Origin of the sequence: Herbiconiux sp. VKM Ac-1786 (assembly GCF_015350805.1) — a bacterium.
Taxonomy (GTDB): Bacteria; Actinomycetota; Actinomycetes; order Actinomycetales; family Microbacteriaceae; genus Herbiconiux.
Genome location: NZ_JADKSG010000002.1, coordinates 662,045 through 677,583, shown reverse-complemented (window position 1 = coordinate 677,583; position 15,539 = coordinate 662,045). Strand labels below are relative to the sequence as shown.

At 69.8% G+C, this 15,539-nt stretch carries 16 protein-coding genes and 4 tRNA genes; 18 read left to right on the top strand and 2 right to left on the bottom strand.

All coding sequences use genetic code 11. The features are described from left to right. Positions 1-51 precede the first annotated feature (51 nt). Positions 52-1,089, top strand: a complete 1,038-nt coding sequence (zapE, locus tag ITJ64_RS14160) for a cell division protein ZapE (RefSeq protein ID WP_194681392.1) — start codon at positions 52-54, stop codon at positions 1,087-1,089. A 234-nt stretch (positions 1,090-1,323) separates the two neighbouring features. Beyond that, positions 1,324-2,562: an ammonium transporter gene (locus ITJ64_RS14155; RefSeq protein WP_194681391.1), complete on the top strand. Its 1,239-nt coding sequence runs from the start codon at positions 1,324-1,326 to the stop codon at positions 2,560-2,562. Here the strand turns inward: ITJ64_RS14155 and ITJ64_RS14150 are convergent. Beyond that, positions 2,541-3,356, bottom strand: coding sequence for an EI24 domain-containing protein (locus ITJ64_RS14150; RefSeq protein ID WP_194681390.1), 816 nt, complete (start codon positions 3,354-3,356; stop codon positions 2,541-2,543). The two genes, ITJ64_RS14155 and ITJ64_RS14150, sit on opposite strands and share 22 nt — an antisense overlap. A gap of 30 nt (positions 3,357-3,386) precedes the next feature. Further along, positions 3,387-3,462: transfer RNA gene (locus tag ITJ64_RS14145), tRNA-Val, on the bottom strand. Between the two features lie 137 nt (positions 3,463-3,599). Here ITJ64_RS14145 and ITJ64_RS14140 point away from each other — a divergent pair. The 16 genes from ITJ64_RS14140 (at position 3,600) to secF (ending at position 15,485) form a co-directional block, all read left to right on the top strand. After that, positions 3,600-3,671 (top strand) — tRNA-Gly (locus tag ITJ64_RS14140). Positions 3,672-3,734: 63 nt separating this feature from the next. After that, positions 3,735-3,808, top strand: a tRNA-Cys gene (locus tag ITJ64_RS14135). A 29-nt stretch (positions 3,809-3,837) separates the two neighbouring features. Further along, a tRNA-Val gene (locus tag ITJ64_RS14130) sits at positions 3,838-3,909 on the top strand. 89 nt (positions 3,910-3,998) lie between these two features. After that, on the top strand, positions 3,999-4,568 hold the full coding sequence (locus tag ITJ64_RS14125) for an alpha/beta hydrolase (RefSeq protein ID WP_194681389.1): 570 nt from the start codon (positions 3,999-4,001) through the stop codon (positions 4,566-4,568). A 30-nt stretch (positions 4,569-4,598) separates the two neighbouring features. Further along, a complete protein-coding gene (locus ITJ64_RS14120; RefSeq protein WP_194681388.1) occupies positions 4,599-4,934 on the top strand; it encodes a PGPGW domain-containing protein in 336 nt (111 codons plus the stop codon). A gap of 41 nt (positions 4,935-4,975) precedes the next feature. Then, entirely contained in the window at positions 4,976-6,964 is a 1,989-nt protein-coding gene (thrS, locus tag ITJ64_RS14115) for a threonine--tRNA ligase (protein ID WP_370545193.1), read from the top strand. Beyond that, a complete protein-coding gene (locus tag ITJ64_RS14110) occupies positions 6,964-7,530 on the top strand; it encodes an HIT domain-containing protein (RefSeq protein ID WP_194681386.1) in 567 nt (188 codons plus the stop codon). Before thrS ends, ITJ64_RS14110 begins: the two co-directional genes overlap by 1 nt. A 27-nt stretch (positions 7,531-7,557) precedes the next feature. Further along, a complete protein-coding gene (gene pdxS, locus ITJ64_RS14105; protein ID WP_194681385.1) occupies positions 7,558-8,457 on the top strand; it encodes a pyridoxal 5'-phosphate synthase lyase subunit PdxS in 900 nt (299 codons plus the stop codon). Then, complete coding sequence (gene pdxT, locus ITJ64_RS14100; RefSeq protein ID WP_194681384.1) at positions 8,447-9,055, top strand: pyridoxal 5'-phosphate synthase glutaminase subunit PdxT; 609 nt, start codon at positions 8,447-8,449, stop codon at positions 9,053-9,055. The genes pdxS and pdxT overlap by 11 nt, the downstream gene beginning before the upstream one ends. A 46-nt stretch (positions 9,056-9,101) precedes the next feature. Further along, on the top strand, positions 9,102-9,866 hold the full coding sequence (locus ITJ64_RS14095) for a YebC/PmpR family DNA-binding transcriptional regulator (RefSeq protein WP_194681383.1): 765 nt from the start codon (positions 9,102-9,104) through the stop codon (positions 9,864-9,866). Between the two features lie 48 nt (positions 9,867-9,914). Then, a complete protein-coding gene (ruvC, locus tag ITJ64_RS14090; protein ID WP_194681382.1) occupies positions 9,915-10,499 on the top strand; it encodes a crossover junction endodeoxyribonuclease RuvC in 585 nt (194 codons plus the stop codon). After that, positions 10,499-11,125, top strand: a complete 627-nt coding sequence (ruvA, locus tag ITJ64_RS14085; protein ID WP_194681381.1) for a Holliday junction branch migration protein RuvA — start codon at positions 10,499-10,501, stop codon at positions 11,123-11,125. The genes ruvC and ruvA overlap by 1 nt, the downstream gene beginning before the upstream one ends. Then, positions 11,122-12,159 (top strand): Holliday junction branch migration DNA helicase RuvB, encoded by a 1,038-nt coding sequence (gene ruvB, locus ITJ64_RS14080; RefSeq protein WP_194681380.1) that lies wholly within the window; start codon positions 11,122-11,124, stop codon positions 12,157-12,159. The genes ruvA and ruvB overlap by 4 nt, the downstream gene beginning before the upstream one ends. 79 nt (positions 12,160-12,238) lie before the next feature. Then, complete coding sequence (gene yajC / locus ITJ64_RS18975) at positions 12,239-12,676, top strand: preprotein translocase subunit YajC (protein ID WP_228508679.1); 438 nt, start codon at positions 12,239-12,241, stop codon at positions 12,674-12,676. Between the two features lie 68 nt (positions 12,677-12,744). Further along, a complete protein-coding gene (secD, locus tag ITJ64_RS14070) occupies positions 12,745-14,466 on the top strand; it encodes a protein translocase subunit SecD (protein WP_194681379.1) in 1,722 nt (573 codons plus the stop codon). Further along, positions 14,466-15,485 carry a protein translocase subunit SecF gene (gene secF, locus ITJ64_RS14065; RefSeq protein ID WP_194681378.1) on the top strand — a complete coding sequence of 340 codons (1,020 nt, stop codon included), beginning with the start codon at positions 14,466-14,468 and terminating at the stop codon, positions 15,483-15,485. The genes secD and secF overlap by 1 nt, the downstream gene beginning before the upstream one ends. Positions 15,486-15,539 lie beyond the last annotated feature (54 nt).

Here is a 15,539-nt window from a genome sequence, read left to right as displayed (position 1 = left end):
CCCGGCCGCCTCTGCACGCCGGGGTCACAGTTCGAGACACAGGATGATCCGATGACAGCCGAGCAGCAGGCCGTGGCGCCGCGCCTCACCGAGCGGAGCCCGTCGATGTCGGCGGCCGAGCTCGCCGCGACCCTGGTGCCGCCCCGCCAGTTCGACACCGCCTCGTTCGAGAGCTACCGACCCGACCCCGACTACCCCTCCCAGGCCGAGGCGCTGGCGAAGATCACCGCCTTCGCCGGCAGCTGGAAGCCCGCCGCGAAGACGGGCGGCTTCTTCAGCCGGGCCAAGAAGGGGCCGGCCACCAAGCCCGGCATCTATCTCGACGGCGGCTTCGGCGTCGGCAAGACCCACCTGCTCGCCGCCCTCTGGCACGCGGCGCCCGGGCCGAAGTACTTCGGCACCTTCATCGAGTACACCGCCCTCGTCGGCGCCCTCGGCTTCAGCGAGGCCGTGAAGCTCTTCCACGGCGCCCGCTTCATCGCGATCGACGAGTTCGAGCTCGACGACCCGGGCGACACCATGCTGATGACCCGCTTCCTCGGCGAGCTCGTCGCCGGCGGCACCCGCCTGGCCGCTACCTCGAACACGCCGCCGAACGCCCTCGGCGAGGGCCGCTTCGCCGCGGCCGACTTCCTGCGCGAGATCCAGGCCATCGCCGACCGCTTCGACATCGTGCGCATCGACGGCCTCGACTACCGCCGCCGCGACATCGAGGGCCACGCCGTGGCCTTCGGCAGCGACGCCGAGCTGCTCGCCGCCGTCGAGCGCCGGGCCGCGGCGGGGGAGTCGATCACCCTCGACCCGTTCGCCGAGCTCGTCGAGCACCTCGGCAGCATCCACCCCTCGCGCTACATCAAGATGATCGACGGGGTCGACGTGATCGCGCTCAGCGACGTCGCCCCCCTGCTGAATCAGACGGATGCGCTGCGGCTCGTCGCGTTCGTCGACCGCGTCTACGACGCCCAGATCCGCATCCTCGCCTCCGGCACCCCGCTCGACGAGGTCTTCGCGGGAGACATGCTGAACGGCGGCTACCGCAAGAAGTACCTGCGGGCGACGTCACGGCTGATCGCCTCGGCGTCCCTCTAGCCCCGAGGGTGCTGGGCGGGCATCCGTTCTGCAGATTCTGCGCGCCCCGAAACACCGAATTTACATTCGGCCCCGCCGTGTAACACGGCGTACACAGAACACGTCTCCTCGCGAAACGTGCTGTCGGCAGACTTCACGTGCCTGCAATTGCGCCCCCGGCGTCGTGCTCGCCCTCGGCATCACAGCAATTCCAGGTGTACCCGCCCAGCACGTTATAGAGAGGTAACCATTCATATGGAAGAAGTAACCGGCAACCTGAACTCGTTGTGGTTGCTCGTTGCAGCCGCCCTCGTGCTCCTCATGACCCCTGGTGTCGCGTTCTTCTACGGCGGCATGGTCAAGGCGAAGTCCGTCATCTCGATGATGATGATGAGCTTCGGAGCAATGGGCCTCGTGGGCGTCCTCTGGGTGCTCTACGGCTACGGCATGGCCTTCGGCACCCCGTTGATCCCCGGAATCCTCGGAAACCCCTTCGACGGCTCGATCGGCCTCGGCAGCCTCCTCGGCATCGACGAGTCGGGCGCGATGAGCCCCGACCTCGCCGGCCTCGCCTTCGCCGGCTTCCAGGCGACGTTCGCGATCATCACCGTCGCGCTGATCTCGGGAGCCATCGCGGACCGCGCGAAGTTCGGCGCCTGGATGGTCTTCGCCGGTGTCTGGGTGACCGTCGTCTACTTCCCCGTCGCCTTCATGGTCTTCAACCTCGCCGAGGGCTGGGCGCCCGTCTGGGGCGTCAACGACTTCGCCGGTGGCACCGCGGTGCACATCAACGCCGGTGCGGCGGCCCTCGCCCTCGCCCTGGTGCTGGGCAAGCGCGTCGGCTTCCAGAAGGGCATCCAGAAGCCGCACAACGTGCCGCTGACCCTGCTCGGCGCCTCGCTGCTCTGGTTCGGCTGGTTCGGCTTCAACGCCGGCTCCGAGGCCGCGGTCGACGGCGTCGCCGCCATCGCCTGGATCAACACCCTCGCCGCTCCCGCCGCCGCCATCATCGGCTGGCTGATCGTCGAGAAGATCAAGGACGGCAAGCCCACCTCGATCGGTGCCGCCTCCGGCGCCGTCGCGGGTCTCGTCGCCATCACCCCGGCCTGCAACATCCTCACCCCGGGCTGGGCGATCGTGCTCGGCGTGCTCGCCGGTGCCGTCTGCGCCCTGGCCATCGAGCTGAAGTTCAAGCTCGGCTTCGACGACTCGCTCGACGTCGTGGGCATCCACCTCGTCGGCGGCCTGATCGGCACGCTCTACATCGGCATCTTCGGCGCCGGCATCGGCCTGCTCGACACCGGCTCGCTCGAGCAGCTCTGGAAGCAGTTCGCCGCCGCCTTCGTGGTACTGGTCTACTCCTTCGTGATGGCCTTCATCATCGGCTGGATCATTCAGAAGACGATGGGCTTCCGCATCAAGAACGAGGACGAGGTCGCCGGCGTGGACACCACGGTGCACGGTGAAGAGGGCTACGCCCTCGAGACCGTCTGATCCGTCTCTCCTGCAGCACCGTCTGAGCGGGGCGTCACCTCCGGGTGGCGCCCCGCTTCGGCGTTCGCGGCGCGGGCCAGGCGGGTGGCGCCGACGACCGCCGCGGGCATCGCGACGACGGCACCGAGCGGGACAAGGAACACGAGGTAGGCGGCGACGCCGAAGCCGAGGGTGCGCGCGCGGCGGCGGCCGAGCATCCGTCGCCGCTCTCTCAGGGGGATGTCGCGGGCGTCGAAGGCGAAGCCGGTGAGTTCGAGGGCGAGGACCCAGCCGCCGAACAGGGCGCCCAGCACCGGCCCGGCGACCTGGCCGACCACGGGGATCAGCCCGACCGCGAACAGCAGCACGCCGATGCCGAGCGCGAGCAGCAGCAGCCTCAGGGCGTTGAGGATGCCGCGGGCCAGCTGCCCCCAGAATCCGCCGGCGGGCTCCCCGGGGGCGTCGCCCAGGGTCTCCTCGGTGGCGCGCCAGATGCGCTCGTAGAACGGGTCTCCGACGGCCAGGGTGATGGCGGTGAAGGTGAGCACCACGAGCAGCACGGCGAGGCCGACGAGGGCGAGCGAGGCGGCGGCGCGGGTGATCTCGCGCCACGGCTCGTCCCAGTCGTCGGCGAAGGGCGTCGCCCAGTCGGCGATCGCGGGGGAGTTGATCACCAGCAGCACGATGCCGGTCACGTAGACCGCACCGACGATGGCCGCGGGGATCGCGCCGAGGAGCATCAGGCGGGGGCGGGTGAGCCAGGTGCCGAGGCCGCGGCCGAAGAGGCCGACGCCTTCGAGGAACGAGCGGATCATGCCGCGAGCATATTGTGATGCGGAGGTTTCTGGTGGGCGATACCGGACTCGAACCGATGACCTCTTCCGTGTGAAGGAAGCGCGCTACCAACTGCGCCAATCGCCCGCGGTTATCGATAGTAGCGGACGAAACGGGGTGCTCGTGAACACCCGGGGGCGCGACACGCTGTTCCGGTGACGATTTGGCAATCGCCGAAAGAGTCGGCTAGTGTCTAATCCGTTCGCAGGAATGCTGAACGAAATGCGGATGTGGCGCAGTGGTAGCGCATCACCTTGCCAAGGTGAGGGTCGCGAGTTCGAATCTCGTCATCCGCTCGAGTGAAGTTACTCGGTTGTGAGAGCTCCGGTTCATCCGGAGCGATCGCAGTGCACGAACTGGGTGGCGTGGCCGAGAGGCGAGGCAGCGGCCTGCAAAGCCGTCCACACGGGTTCAAATCCCGTCGCCACCTCCACTCCACCACCAGAGGAGCCTGTCTCCACTGGGCGATTGGCGCAGCGGTAGCGCGCTTCCCTGACACGGAAGAGGTCACTGGTTCGATCCCAGTATCGCCCACAACGAAAACCCTCGGCCCGCGTTGATTCACGGTCAGCCGGGGGTTTTTCCCGTTCTGCAGCCCGTTCGCCCTCGAAAGGACTCCCGACATGGCCGACACCCAGATCTTCGACGCGGATGCGCGGGCGATCCCCTTCTCCGACGAGGGCGTGGGCCCGGCCGTCGTCATCGTCGCCGAGCGCGGCGAGGAGCTCGGCTACCTGGCCCCGCTCGCGCACTCGCTCGTCGAGGAGGACTTCCGGGTCGTGCTGATCGGCCATCGCGCCGGCGCCGAGGCTCCCGACGCGGTCACGGCGGCGCAGGACGTCGAGGACCTGCTCGACCAGCTCGAGCTCCCCGCCGCCTGGATCGGCGGCCACGGCTTCGGCGGCTCCGCCGCCCGGCACATCGCCCACCGCCGGCACGACCACGTCGACGGCGTGCTGTTGTTCGGTGTCGAGGCCGGCGACGACCTCCCGGCGCCCGCCGAGGGCATCCCGATGCTCGTCATCCAGGGCGACGCCGACGAGGTCACCCCGCCCGCCAACGGCGAGGCGCTCCGCGCGGCCGCGCCCGGGCTCGTCAGCGTGGTGCCGATCGAGGGCGGCGGCCACCGCTTCCCGGCCACCCACGTCGGCGCCACCTCCTGGGCCATCGAGGACTACCTCGACTGGGACTGATCTCCCAGCCCCTCGGGCTAGCGTCTCGGCATGACCGATGAACGCACCCCCGGAACCGCTCGCGTCGCCGCCGGCAGGGCTCGTGAGCTCATCCGCCGCAACCCGCGCGTGAACCGCGTCTACCGCACCGGCGTCGGCGTGGTGGGGGCCGGCACCGTCGCGCTCGGCGTCGTGATGATCCCGCTGCCCGGCCCGGGCGCCCTCGTGGCCGTCGGCGGGCTCGCCCTGCTCGGCACCGAGTTCGAGCCGGCGAAGCGCGCCAGCACGAAGGCGAACGCCGCGGCGAAGAAGGCCTACGCGACGGCGAAGGACGTGCGCGCTCGGCGCCGGGCCCGGAAGGCCGAGGGCACGCCCGAGCGCCGGTAGAGTTGGTTCGTTCTGCACCGACAGCTAGGGAGCATGCGAGCGTGGCAACTGGATTCGACCTCTTCACCGACCGGGCCGTCGTGGCCCTGCGCGTCAACGGAGAGCTGAAAGACCTCGCCACGACCGTGGGAGACGACGACACCGTCGAGCCCGTGACGATCGACAGCCCCGACGGCCTGGCCATCCTGCGCCACTCCGCCGCCCACGTGGCTGCGCAGGCCGTGCAGGCCATCAACCCCGAGGCGAAGCTCGGCATCGGCCCGCCCGTCACCGACGGCTTCTACTACGACTTCGACGTCGCCGAGCCCTTCACCCCCGACGACCTCAAGGCGATCGAGAAGGGCATGGAGCGCATCGTGCGTGCCGGCCAGCGCTTCGTGCGCCGCGTCGTCACCGAGGACGAGGCGCGCGCCGAGCTGGCGGACGAGCCGTACAAGCTCGAGCTGATCGGCCTGAAGGGCGGCTCCGACGGGGCGGCCGGCGACGACGAGCTGAACGGCGACAACGAGTCGGTCGAGGTCGGCGGCGCCGAGCTCACCATCTACGACAACGTCGACCCCAAGACCGGCGAGACCGTCTGGAAGGACCTCTGCCGCGGCCCGCACCTGCCGAGCACGCGGATGATCGGCAACGGCTTCGCGCTCACCCGCCTCGCGGCGGCCTACTGGCGCGGTTCCGAGAAGAACAAGCAGCTGCAGCGCGTCTACGGCACCGCCTGGCCCACGAAGGACGAGCTGCGCGCCTACCAGACCCGTCTCGAGGAGGCCGCGAAGCGCGACCACCGCAAGCTCGGCGCCGAGCTCGACCTGTTCTCGTTCCCCGACGAGATCGGCTCGGGCCTCGCCGTCTTCCACCCGAAGGGCGGCATCATCCGCTCCGAGATCGAGGACTACCTGCGCCGGCAGCTCGTCGCGAACGACTACGAGCTCGTGAACACCCCGCACATCACCAAGGCGCACCTGTTCGAGACCAGCCAGCACCTGCACTGGTACAAGGAGGGCATGTTCCCTGCGATGCACCTCGACGAGGAGCAGGACGCCGACGGCAACATCACCCGCCAGGGCCAGGACTACTACCTGAAGCCGATGAACTGCCCGATGCACAACCTGGTGTTCCGCGCGCGCGGCCGCAGCTACCGCGAGCTGCCGCTGCGCCTAGCCGAGTTCGGCACGGTGTACCGCTACGAGAAGAGCGGAACGCTCTCGGGCCTCACCCGCGTGCGCGGCCTCACCCAGGACGACGCGCACATCTACGTCGCGCCGGGCGAGGTGCGCGAGGAGCTCACCCGCCAGATCGACTTCATGCTCGAGGTGCTGCGAGGCTACGGCCTCGACGACTTCTACCTGGAGCTCTCGACCCGCGACCCCGAGAAGTCGGTGGGCACCGACGAGATGTGGGAGACCGCGACCGAGACGCTCCGCGAGGTCGCCCTGGCCTCCGGGCTCGAGCTCGTGCCCGACCCCGGGGGAGCGGCGTTCTACGGCCCGAAGATCTCGGTGCAGGCGCGCGATGCCATCGGCCGCACCTGGCAGCTGTCGACCATCCAGCTCGACTTCAACCAGCCCGAGCTGTTCGAGCTCGAGTACACCGCACCCGACGGCTCGCGCCAGCAGCCCGTGATGATCCACCGCGCGCTGCTCGGTTCGATCGAGCGCTTCTTCGCCATCCTGCTCGAGCACTACGCCGGGGCGTTCCCGGTGTGGCTCGCGCCGGTGCAGGTGGTGGGCATCCCGATCTCCGACGACCACGCCGACTACCTCGCCGAGGTGATCCGGCGGCTGAAGAAGCGCGGCATCCGTGCGCAGCTCGACGACTCGGGCGACCGCATGCAGAAGAAGATCCGCACGCACACCAAAGACAAGGTGCCCGTGCTGCTCATCGCCGGCGGCGAGGACGTGGCGGCCGGCTCGGTGAGCTTCCGCTTCCGCGACGGCTCGCAGGAGAACGGCGTGGGCGCCGACGAGGCGATCGAGCGCATCGTCGCCAGCGTCGAGAAGCACCTCCAGGTCACCACCGCCGGCCAGCTCTGATGGAGCACGAGCCGGTCGACGGCGTGGAGCTCGAGGGCTCGGCCGAGTTCGCAGGCGTGCCCGACGCGTTCCAGCGCCTCTGGACCCCGCACCGCATGGTCTACATCGAGGGCGGCCCCCAGCCGCACGTCGACGAGTGCCCGTTCGACCGGGCGCCCACGCTCTCCGACGAGGAGGGGCTGATCGTCGCCCGCGGCGAGCACGCCTACGTGCTGCTGAACCTCTTCCCCTACAACTCCGGCCACCTGCTGGTCTGCCCCTACCGGCACGTGTCGACGTACGACCTGGCGACGGATGCCGAGGTCGCCGAGATCGCGAGCCTCACGCAGACGGCCATGCGCGTGCTCACGGCCGTGTCGCACTGCGACGGCTTCAACATCGGCATGAACCAGGGCCGGGTCGCCGGTGCCGGCGTCGCCGGGCACCTGCACCAGCACATCGTGCCGCGTTGGGCCTCCGACGCGAACTTCTTCCCGATCATCGCCCGCACGAAGGCGCTGCCGCAGCTGCTCGGCGACGTGCGCGCGATGATCCAGGCGGCCTGGCCCGCCCCCGCTGCACGGTAGGATTCTCCTGCTTCCCGAAAGGACATGATGAGCGACACCACCAACCACCAGCTCGGCTCGAGCCGCGTCAAGCGAGGCCTCGCCGAGATGCTGAAGGGCGGCGTCATCATGGACGTCGTGACCGCCGAGCAGGCCCGCATCGCCGAAGACGCGGGAGCCGTCGCCGTCATGGCGCTCGAGCGCGTCCCCGCCGACATCCGCTCCCAGGGCGGCGTCGCCCGCATGAGCGACCCCGACCTGATCGAGTCGATCATCGCCGAGGTGTCCATCCCCGTCATGGCGAAGGCCCGCATCGGTCACTTCGTCGAGGCGCAGGTCCTGCAGGCGCTGAACGTCGACTACATCGACGAGTCCGAGGTGCTGAGCCCCGCCGACTACGTCAACCACATCGACAAGTGGAACTTCACCATCCCGTTCGTCTGCGGTGCCACCAACCTGGGTGAGGCGCTCCGCCGCATCACCGAGGGCGCGGCGATGATCCGCTCGAAGGGCGAGGCCGGCACCGGCGACGTCTCCGAGGCGACCAAGCACATCCGCACCATCAAGCAGGAGATCGCCCGCCTCTCGAGCCTGTCGAAGGACGAGCTGTACGTCGCGGCCAAGGAGCTCCAGGCGCCCTACGACCTCGTGGCCGAGGTCGCCGAGACCGGTCAGCTGCCGGTCGTGCTCTTCACCGCCGGCGGCGTGGCCACCCCGGCCGACGCGGCCATGATGATGCAGCTCGGCGCCGACGGTGTGTTCGTCGGCTCCGGCATCTTCAAGTCGGGCAACCCGGCGGCGCGCGCCGCGGCCGTCGTGAAGGCCACCACCTTCTACGACGACCCGAGCGTCATCGCCGAGGTGTCCCGCGGTCTCGGTGAGGCGATGGTCGGCATCAACGTCGCCGACGTCCCCGCCCCGCACCGCCTCGCCGAGCGTGGCTGGTAGCACGCCGCCGGTCGGGGTGCTCGCCCTGCAGGGCGACTTCCGCGAGCACCTCGCCGTGCTGCGCGGTCTGGGCGCGGAGGCCGTCCCGGTGCGTCGTCCGGAGGAGGTCGAGCTCGTCTCCGGCCTCGTCATCCCGGGCGGCGAGTCGAGCGTGATGGACAAGCTCTCCCGCGCCTTCGGCGTGGCCGAGACGCTGAAGCGCCGCATCGGGGAGGGCCTGCCCGTCTACGGCACGTGTGCCGGCCTGATCATGCTGGCCGACCGCGTGCTCGACGGCATCCGGGGTCAGCAGAGCCTCGGCGGGCTTGACGTCGCGGTGCGCCGCAACGCCTTCGGGTCGCAGACCGAGTCGTTCGAGGCCGAGCTCGACGTGCCCGTGCTGGGGGAGCCGCCGATGCACGCGGTCTTCATCCGCGCACCGGTGGTCGCCGAGCTGGGGCCCGAGGCGCGCGCGCTCGCCACCCTGGCCGACGGCACCGTCGTCGCGGTGGAGCAGGGCGCCCTCGTCGGCACCTCGTTCCACCCCGAGATGACGGCCGACTACCGCTTCCACCAGTACTTCCTCGACAAGGTCGCCGCGCGGTCCTCCCGCGGCTGAGCGCGCCCTCGCGTAGACTTGTCACCGACTTCCGAAGGAGATTTTCGTGTCCGGACACTCTAAATGGGCGACCACCAAGCACAAGAAGGCCGTCATCGACGCGCGCCGTGCCAAGTCGTTCGCGAAGCTCATCAAGAACATCGAGGTGGCCGCCAAGATCGGCGGTGCCGACATGTCGGGCAACCCCACCCTCGTCGACGCGGTGCAGAAGGCCAAGAAGACCTCGGTGCCGAACGACAACATCGACCGCGCCATCAAGCGCGGCGCCGGCCTCACCGGTGAGGTCATCGACTACCAGACGATCATGTACGAGGGCTACGGCCCGAACGGCATCGCCCTTCTGATCGAGTGCCTCACCGACAACAAGAACCGCGCCGCGGCCGACGTGCGCACCGCGATGACCCGCAACGGCGGCACCATGGCCGACCCCGGCAGCGTGGCCTACAACTTCAGCCGCAAGGGTGTCATCACCGTCGCCCACGCCGGCGAGCTCTCCGAGGACGACGTGCTGATGGCCGTGCTCGACGCCGGGGCCGAGGAGGTCACCGACCGGGGCGAGAGCTTCGAGGTGCTCACCGACCCGTCGCACATGGTCGCCGCGCGCACCGCGCTCCAGGAGGCCGGTATCGACTACGACTCGGCCGACGTCGAGTTCGTCGCGAGCCTGCAGGTCGAGGCCGACGCCGAGACCGCTCGCAAGGTGTTCCGACTGATCGACGGTCTGGAGGACTCCGACGACGTGCAGAACATCTACACGAACATGGACCTGACGCCCGAGGTGCAGGCCGAGCTCGAGGACGAGTCCGACTGATCCGGGTGGTCCCGGGCGGTCGGAGGGCTTCCGCATGAGGGGTGTGGCATGAGAGTGCTGGGCATCGACCCCGGGCTGACCCGCTGCGGTGTGGGGGTCGTCGACGTCTCGTCGACCCGCACGGCCGTGCTCGTGCACGTCTCCGTCATCCAGACCCCGCCCGAGATGCCGCTCGAGCTGCGCCTGCTGGCGGTCGCCGCCGGCATCGAGGCGGTGCTCGACGAGCACCGGCCCGACCACCTCGCGGTGGAGCGCGTGTTCGCCCAGCACAACGTGCGCACCGTGATGGGCACCGCGCAGGTGAGCGGCATCGCGCTGCTCGCGGCCGCCCGGCGGTCGCTGCCGGTCGGGCTGCACACCCCCTCCGAGGTGAAGGCCGCCATCACCGGCTACGGGCAGGCCGACAAGAAGCAGGTCGGCACGATGGTGGCGAAGGTGCTGAAGCTCGCCGAGATCCCGCGTCCGGCCGATGCGGCGGATGCGCTGGCCCTGGCGATCTGCCACGCCTGGCGGCTGCCTCCCACGGGGCCGGTCACCGCATCCGGAGCCCCCGGTCTCACGCCGGCCCAGCTGGCATGGCGCGCCGCCGAGCAAGGGACGACGTCGCGGGTGGCCGCCCGTAGGCTGGCCTGATGATCTCTGCCTTGCGCGGCACCGTGCTCTCCCTCTCGGGCGGTACCGCCGTCATCGACGTGGGCGGTGTCGGCTTCTCGGTGGCCGTCACACCGCGGCACGCCCTCAGCCTCCGCACCGGGTCGGAGACGACCGTGCTGACGACCCTGATCGTGCGGGAGGACAGCCTGTCGCTGTTCGGCTTCCCCGATCAGGACTCGCTCGAGATCTTCTCGGCGCTCGTCGGCGTGACGGGCGTGGGCCCGAAATCGGCGCTCGGTGTGCTCGCCGAGGTGACGCCGTCCGAGGTCGCGTCGGCCGTGGCCCGCGAGGACGACGCGGTCTTCCGCAAGGTCTCGGGCATCGGCCCGAAGACGGCGAAGCTCATCGTCGTCTCGCTCGCCGGCAAGCTCGCCCTGCGTCACGCCCCCGCGCCGGAGGAGCCCGCCGCGGGCACCTCGCCCGTCGTCCGCGGCAACGTCGAGCGCGCCCTGGTGGGCCTCGGCTACCCCGAGCGAAGCGCCACCGCGGCCCTCGACGAGGTGCTCGAGAGCGCCTCCGCGGTCGATGCCGGCAACGTGCAGACCCTTTTGCGGCTCGCCCTCGCGGTGCTCGGCCCGGCCAAGAACACCGGGGGAGCGCGATGACGCCCGGCTTCGACGGCAACGAGGTCGTGAACCCCGAGGTCGAGGGCGACGCGGAGGTCGCCTTCGAGGGCGCGCTGCGCCCGAAGTCGCTCGCGGAGTTCGTGGGGCAGCGCAAGGTGCGCGGCCAGCTCCAGCTGCTGCTCGACGCGGCCGCCATGCAGGACCGCACCCCCGACCACATCCTGCTCGCGGGCCCCCCGGGGCTCGGCAAGACCACCCTCGCGATGATCGTGGCGCACGAGACCGGCCGGCCGCTGCGCATGACGAGCGGCCCGGCCATCCAGCACGCCGGCGACCTCGCGGCCGTGCTGTCCTCGCTCGTGCCGGGCGAGGTGCTCTTCATCGACGAGATCCACCGGATGGCGCGCTCCGCCGAGGAGATGCTCTACCTCGCGATGGAGGACTTCCGCATCGACATCATGGTGGGCAAAGGGGCGGGCGCGACGAGCATCCCGCTCGACCTCGCCCCGTTCACGCTGGTCGGCGCGACCACCCGCTCGGGGCTGCTGCCGAACCCCCTGCGCGACCGCTTCGGCTTCACGGCCCACCTGGAGTTCTACGAGACCGAGGAGCTCGTGCGGGTGCTGCACCGTGCGGCGGCCCTGCTCGGCGTCGAGATCGAGGAGGAGTCGCTGCGCGAGATCGCGTCGCGCTCGCGCGGCACGCCCCGCATCGCGAACCGCCTGCTGCGCCGGGTGCGGGACTTCGCCCTGGTGGCCGGAACCGGGGCGACGCTCTCGGCCGTGCGCGCCGCCCTCGAGCTCTACGACGTCGACGAGCTCGGCCTCGACCGGCTCGACCGGGCGGTGATGACCACCATCCTGCAGCGCTTCGACGGCGGGCCGGTCGGCCTGAACACGCTGGCCGTCTCGGTCGGCGAGGAGGGCGAGACCATCGAGGCAGTCGTCGAGCCGTTCCTCGTGCGGATCGGCCTGATCTCGCGCACTCCGCGTGGCCGGATCGCCACGAAGTCGGGCTGGGCCCACTTCGGGATGGAACGCGATTCCGCTGCCCTTTTCGGCGATGACCTATAATTCAAGCTGGTCTCCAGGAACAGCACCCTAAGCTGTTCCTCGCTCAACAACCCCCACCATCTGGAAGGCGCCGTTTTTCATGGCATTCGATCCGTTAACTATCGTCATGCTGGTCGTTCTGGCCGTCCTGGTGATCTTCATGTTCCGCAACAGCCGCAAGCGCCAGCGCGAGGCCCAGGAGCTGCAGAGCAAGGTGGCGGTGGGCGCCGAGGTCATGACGAACTTCGGCGTGTACGGCACCGTGCTCGAGATGGACGACGAGGAGAACCAGGTCCTCCTCGAGACCACCCCCGGCACCGTGCTGAAGGTGCACCGCCAGACGGTCACCCGCGTCGTCACCCCGTCGCCCCTGGCGCCGATCGACGACGAGACGGTCGCCCTCGACGGCGAGCCCGCCTATGGCGAGCGCCTCGACGACGCCGACGCGAGCGCGACCCCGCTTCTCGACGGCCCCACCACCCGCACCACGGATGCCCCCGACTCCGCCGCAAAGTCCGACAAGAAGGGCGACGAGTAGCAACTCGTCCGACCTCTGACTCACGCTCGTCGCGATGGCGCTCGAGCGTACAGAAAGCTGAGTAACTGGTGGCACAATCGACCGCCGTGAAGAAGGCGTGGAAGACGCTGATCTGGCTCGGAGTGATCTTCGCAGTCCTGATCGGAACGATCGCCGGAGGCGTGCTGTTCAGCACGGCCACATGGACCCCGAAGCTCGCCCTCGACCTCGAGGGCGGCACCCAGATCATCCTGACCCCCAAGCTCGAATCGGGTCAGGAGGTCTCCGCCGAGCAGCTCGACCAGGCGGTGTCGATCATCCGGCAGCGCGTCGACGCCAGTGGCGTCTCCGAGGCCGAGGTGACCACCCAGGGCGCGCGCAACGTGGTGGTGTCGATCCCGGGTCAGCCCGACGACGCCACGCTGAACCGCATCGAGTCCTCGGCGAAGCTCGACTTCCGCGCCGTGCTGCTGGCCGGCGTGGCCACGCCGTCGGCGTCGACCTCGCCGAGCGCCTCGCCCGACCCGAGCCTGTCGACGGTTCCCACCGCGACGCCCACGAACGGCAGCGACCTGGCCTACGTGACGCCGGCGCTGCAGGCCCAGTTCGACAGCTTCGACTGCGCGTCCGAGGCCGCTGAGGACGCGGGCCAGGCGCCCGCCGACCAGCCGCTCGTCACCTGCGACGACAACGGGGTGAAGTACCTGCTCGGCCCCGTCGAGATCGAGGGTGCCGACATCGCCGACGCCTCCGCCGGAGTGGCCACCACGCAGCAGGGCGCCTCGACCGGTCAGTGGGTCGTCGACATCTCGTTCAACGACGCCGGCACCGCGAAGTTCGCCGACGTCACGACCCGCCTGTTCGGCCTGCAGGGCGTGCAGAACCAGTTCGCCATCGTGCTCGACGGGAAGGTGATCACGGCCCCCACCACGGGCGGCGCGTTCACCGACGGCAAGGCGCAGATCTCGGGCTCGTTCACGCAGGACTCGGCCCAGACCCTGGCCGACCAGCTGAAGTTCGGCGCCCTGCCGATCGGCTTCACGACGCAGTCGTCCGAGGCCATCTCGGCCACGCTCGGCTCGACCCAGCTGCTCTCGGGGCTGATCGCCGGCGCGATCGGGCTCATCCTCGTGGTGATCTACTCGCTGCTGCAGTACCGCCTGCTCGGCACGGTCACCATCGCCTCGCTCGTCGTGGCGGCCGCGCTGACCTACCTCCTGGTCACGCTGATGTCGTGGCGCATCGACTTCCGCCTGTCGCTCGCCGGCGTCGCGGGTCTGATCGTCGCGATCGGCATCACGGCCGACTCGTTCATCGTGTACTTCGAGCGAATACGCGACGAGCTGCGCGACGGCCGGGCCCTGAACTCCTCGGTGCAGGCCGGCTGGAAGCGCGCGATCCGCACGATCACCGCCTCCGACGCGGTGAACTTCCTCGCCGCCGCGGTGCTCTACGTGCTGGCCGTCGGCAACGTGCGCGGCTTCGCGTTCACGCTGGGGCTGACGACCATCGTCGACATCGTCGTGGTGATGCTGTTCACGCATCCGCTCATGACGCTGCTCGCCGAGCTGCCGTTCTTCCGCGACGGCCACAAGCTCTCGGGTCTCGACCCGCGGGCCCTCGGCGCCGTCTACCGCGGCCGGGCGCAGTTCCGCGCCCCGGCGGCGAGCGTCACCGCCGCGAAGAAGGGCTCCTCCAGCCGTGAGGCCGTGAAGCGCCAGACGATCGCCGAGCGCAAGGCGGCCGAGCTCGCCTCGAGCGGCACCGGCGCCGCCTCGACCCGTACGACCGACGAGGGGAAGAACTCCTGATGGCCAGCTTCTCCCAATTCGGAAACGACCTCTACTCGGGCAAGCGCTCGATCGACTTCGTCGGTCGCCGCCGCATCTGGTACATCGTCTCGGCGGTGCTCGTGCTGATCGCCCTGATCGGCCCGTGGCTGCGCGGCGGCTACGAGTTCGGCATCGAGTTCCGCGGCGGCTCGGAGTTCACCGTGTCGCAGGTCTCGAGCATGGACCAGACGCTGGCGACGGATGCGGTGAACGACGCCGCCCCGGGTGTGAACCCGCGCGTCAGCACCCTCGGCGGCGACTCGGTGCGCGTGCAGACCGACGAGCTCGACAAGACCCAGACGTCCACGGTTCAGGATGCCCTGGCCACCGCCTACGGTGTGCCGGCCGACGACGTCACCACGTCGTTCATCGGTGCGACCTGGGGGCAGGACATCACGACCCAGGCCATCCGCGGCCTCGTGATCTTCCTCGTGCTGGTCGCCGTGTTCATGGCGCTGTACTTCCGCACCTGGAAGATGGCGGCCGCGGCGCTGATCGCGCTGCTGCACGACCTCGTGATCACGGCGGGCGTCTACGGGCTCATCGGGCTCGAGATCACGCCGGCGGCGGTGATCGGCTTCCTGACGATCCTCGGCTACTCGCTCTACGACACGGTGGTGGTGTTCGACAAGATCCGCGAGAACACGGCGGGCATGAACGAGCGCGGTACCCAGACGTTCCCCGAGATGGTGAACCTGGCGATCAACCAGACGCTGGTGCGCTCGATCAACACCTCGATCGTGGCGGCCCTGCCGGTGGCGTCGATCCTCATCATCGGGTCGTTCGTGCTCGGCGCCTCCACGCTCCGCGACATCTCGCTCGCCCTGCTGATCGGCATCATCGTCGGCACCTACTCCACGATCTTCGTGGCGGCGCCGCTGTACGTGCAGTTCCGGCAGAAGGAGCCGAAGATGCGCAAGCACGACGCCCGCGTCGAGACCGACCGGGAGCGCGCGGCGAAGACCGCCGTCGCCTCGGACGCGACCGCCTCGGCCTGACGTCGTCCCGCTCCTGCTCGCCCTCGGCGCAATCGCGCCGGGGGCGAGCGTGCG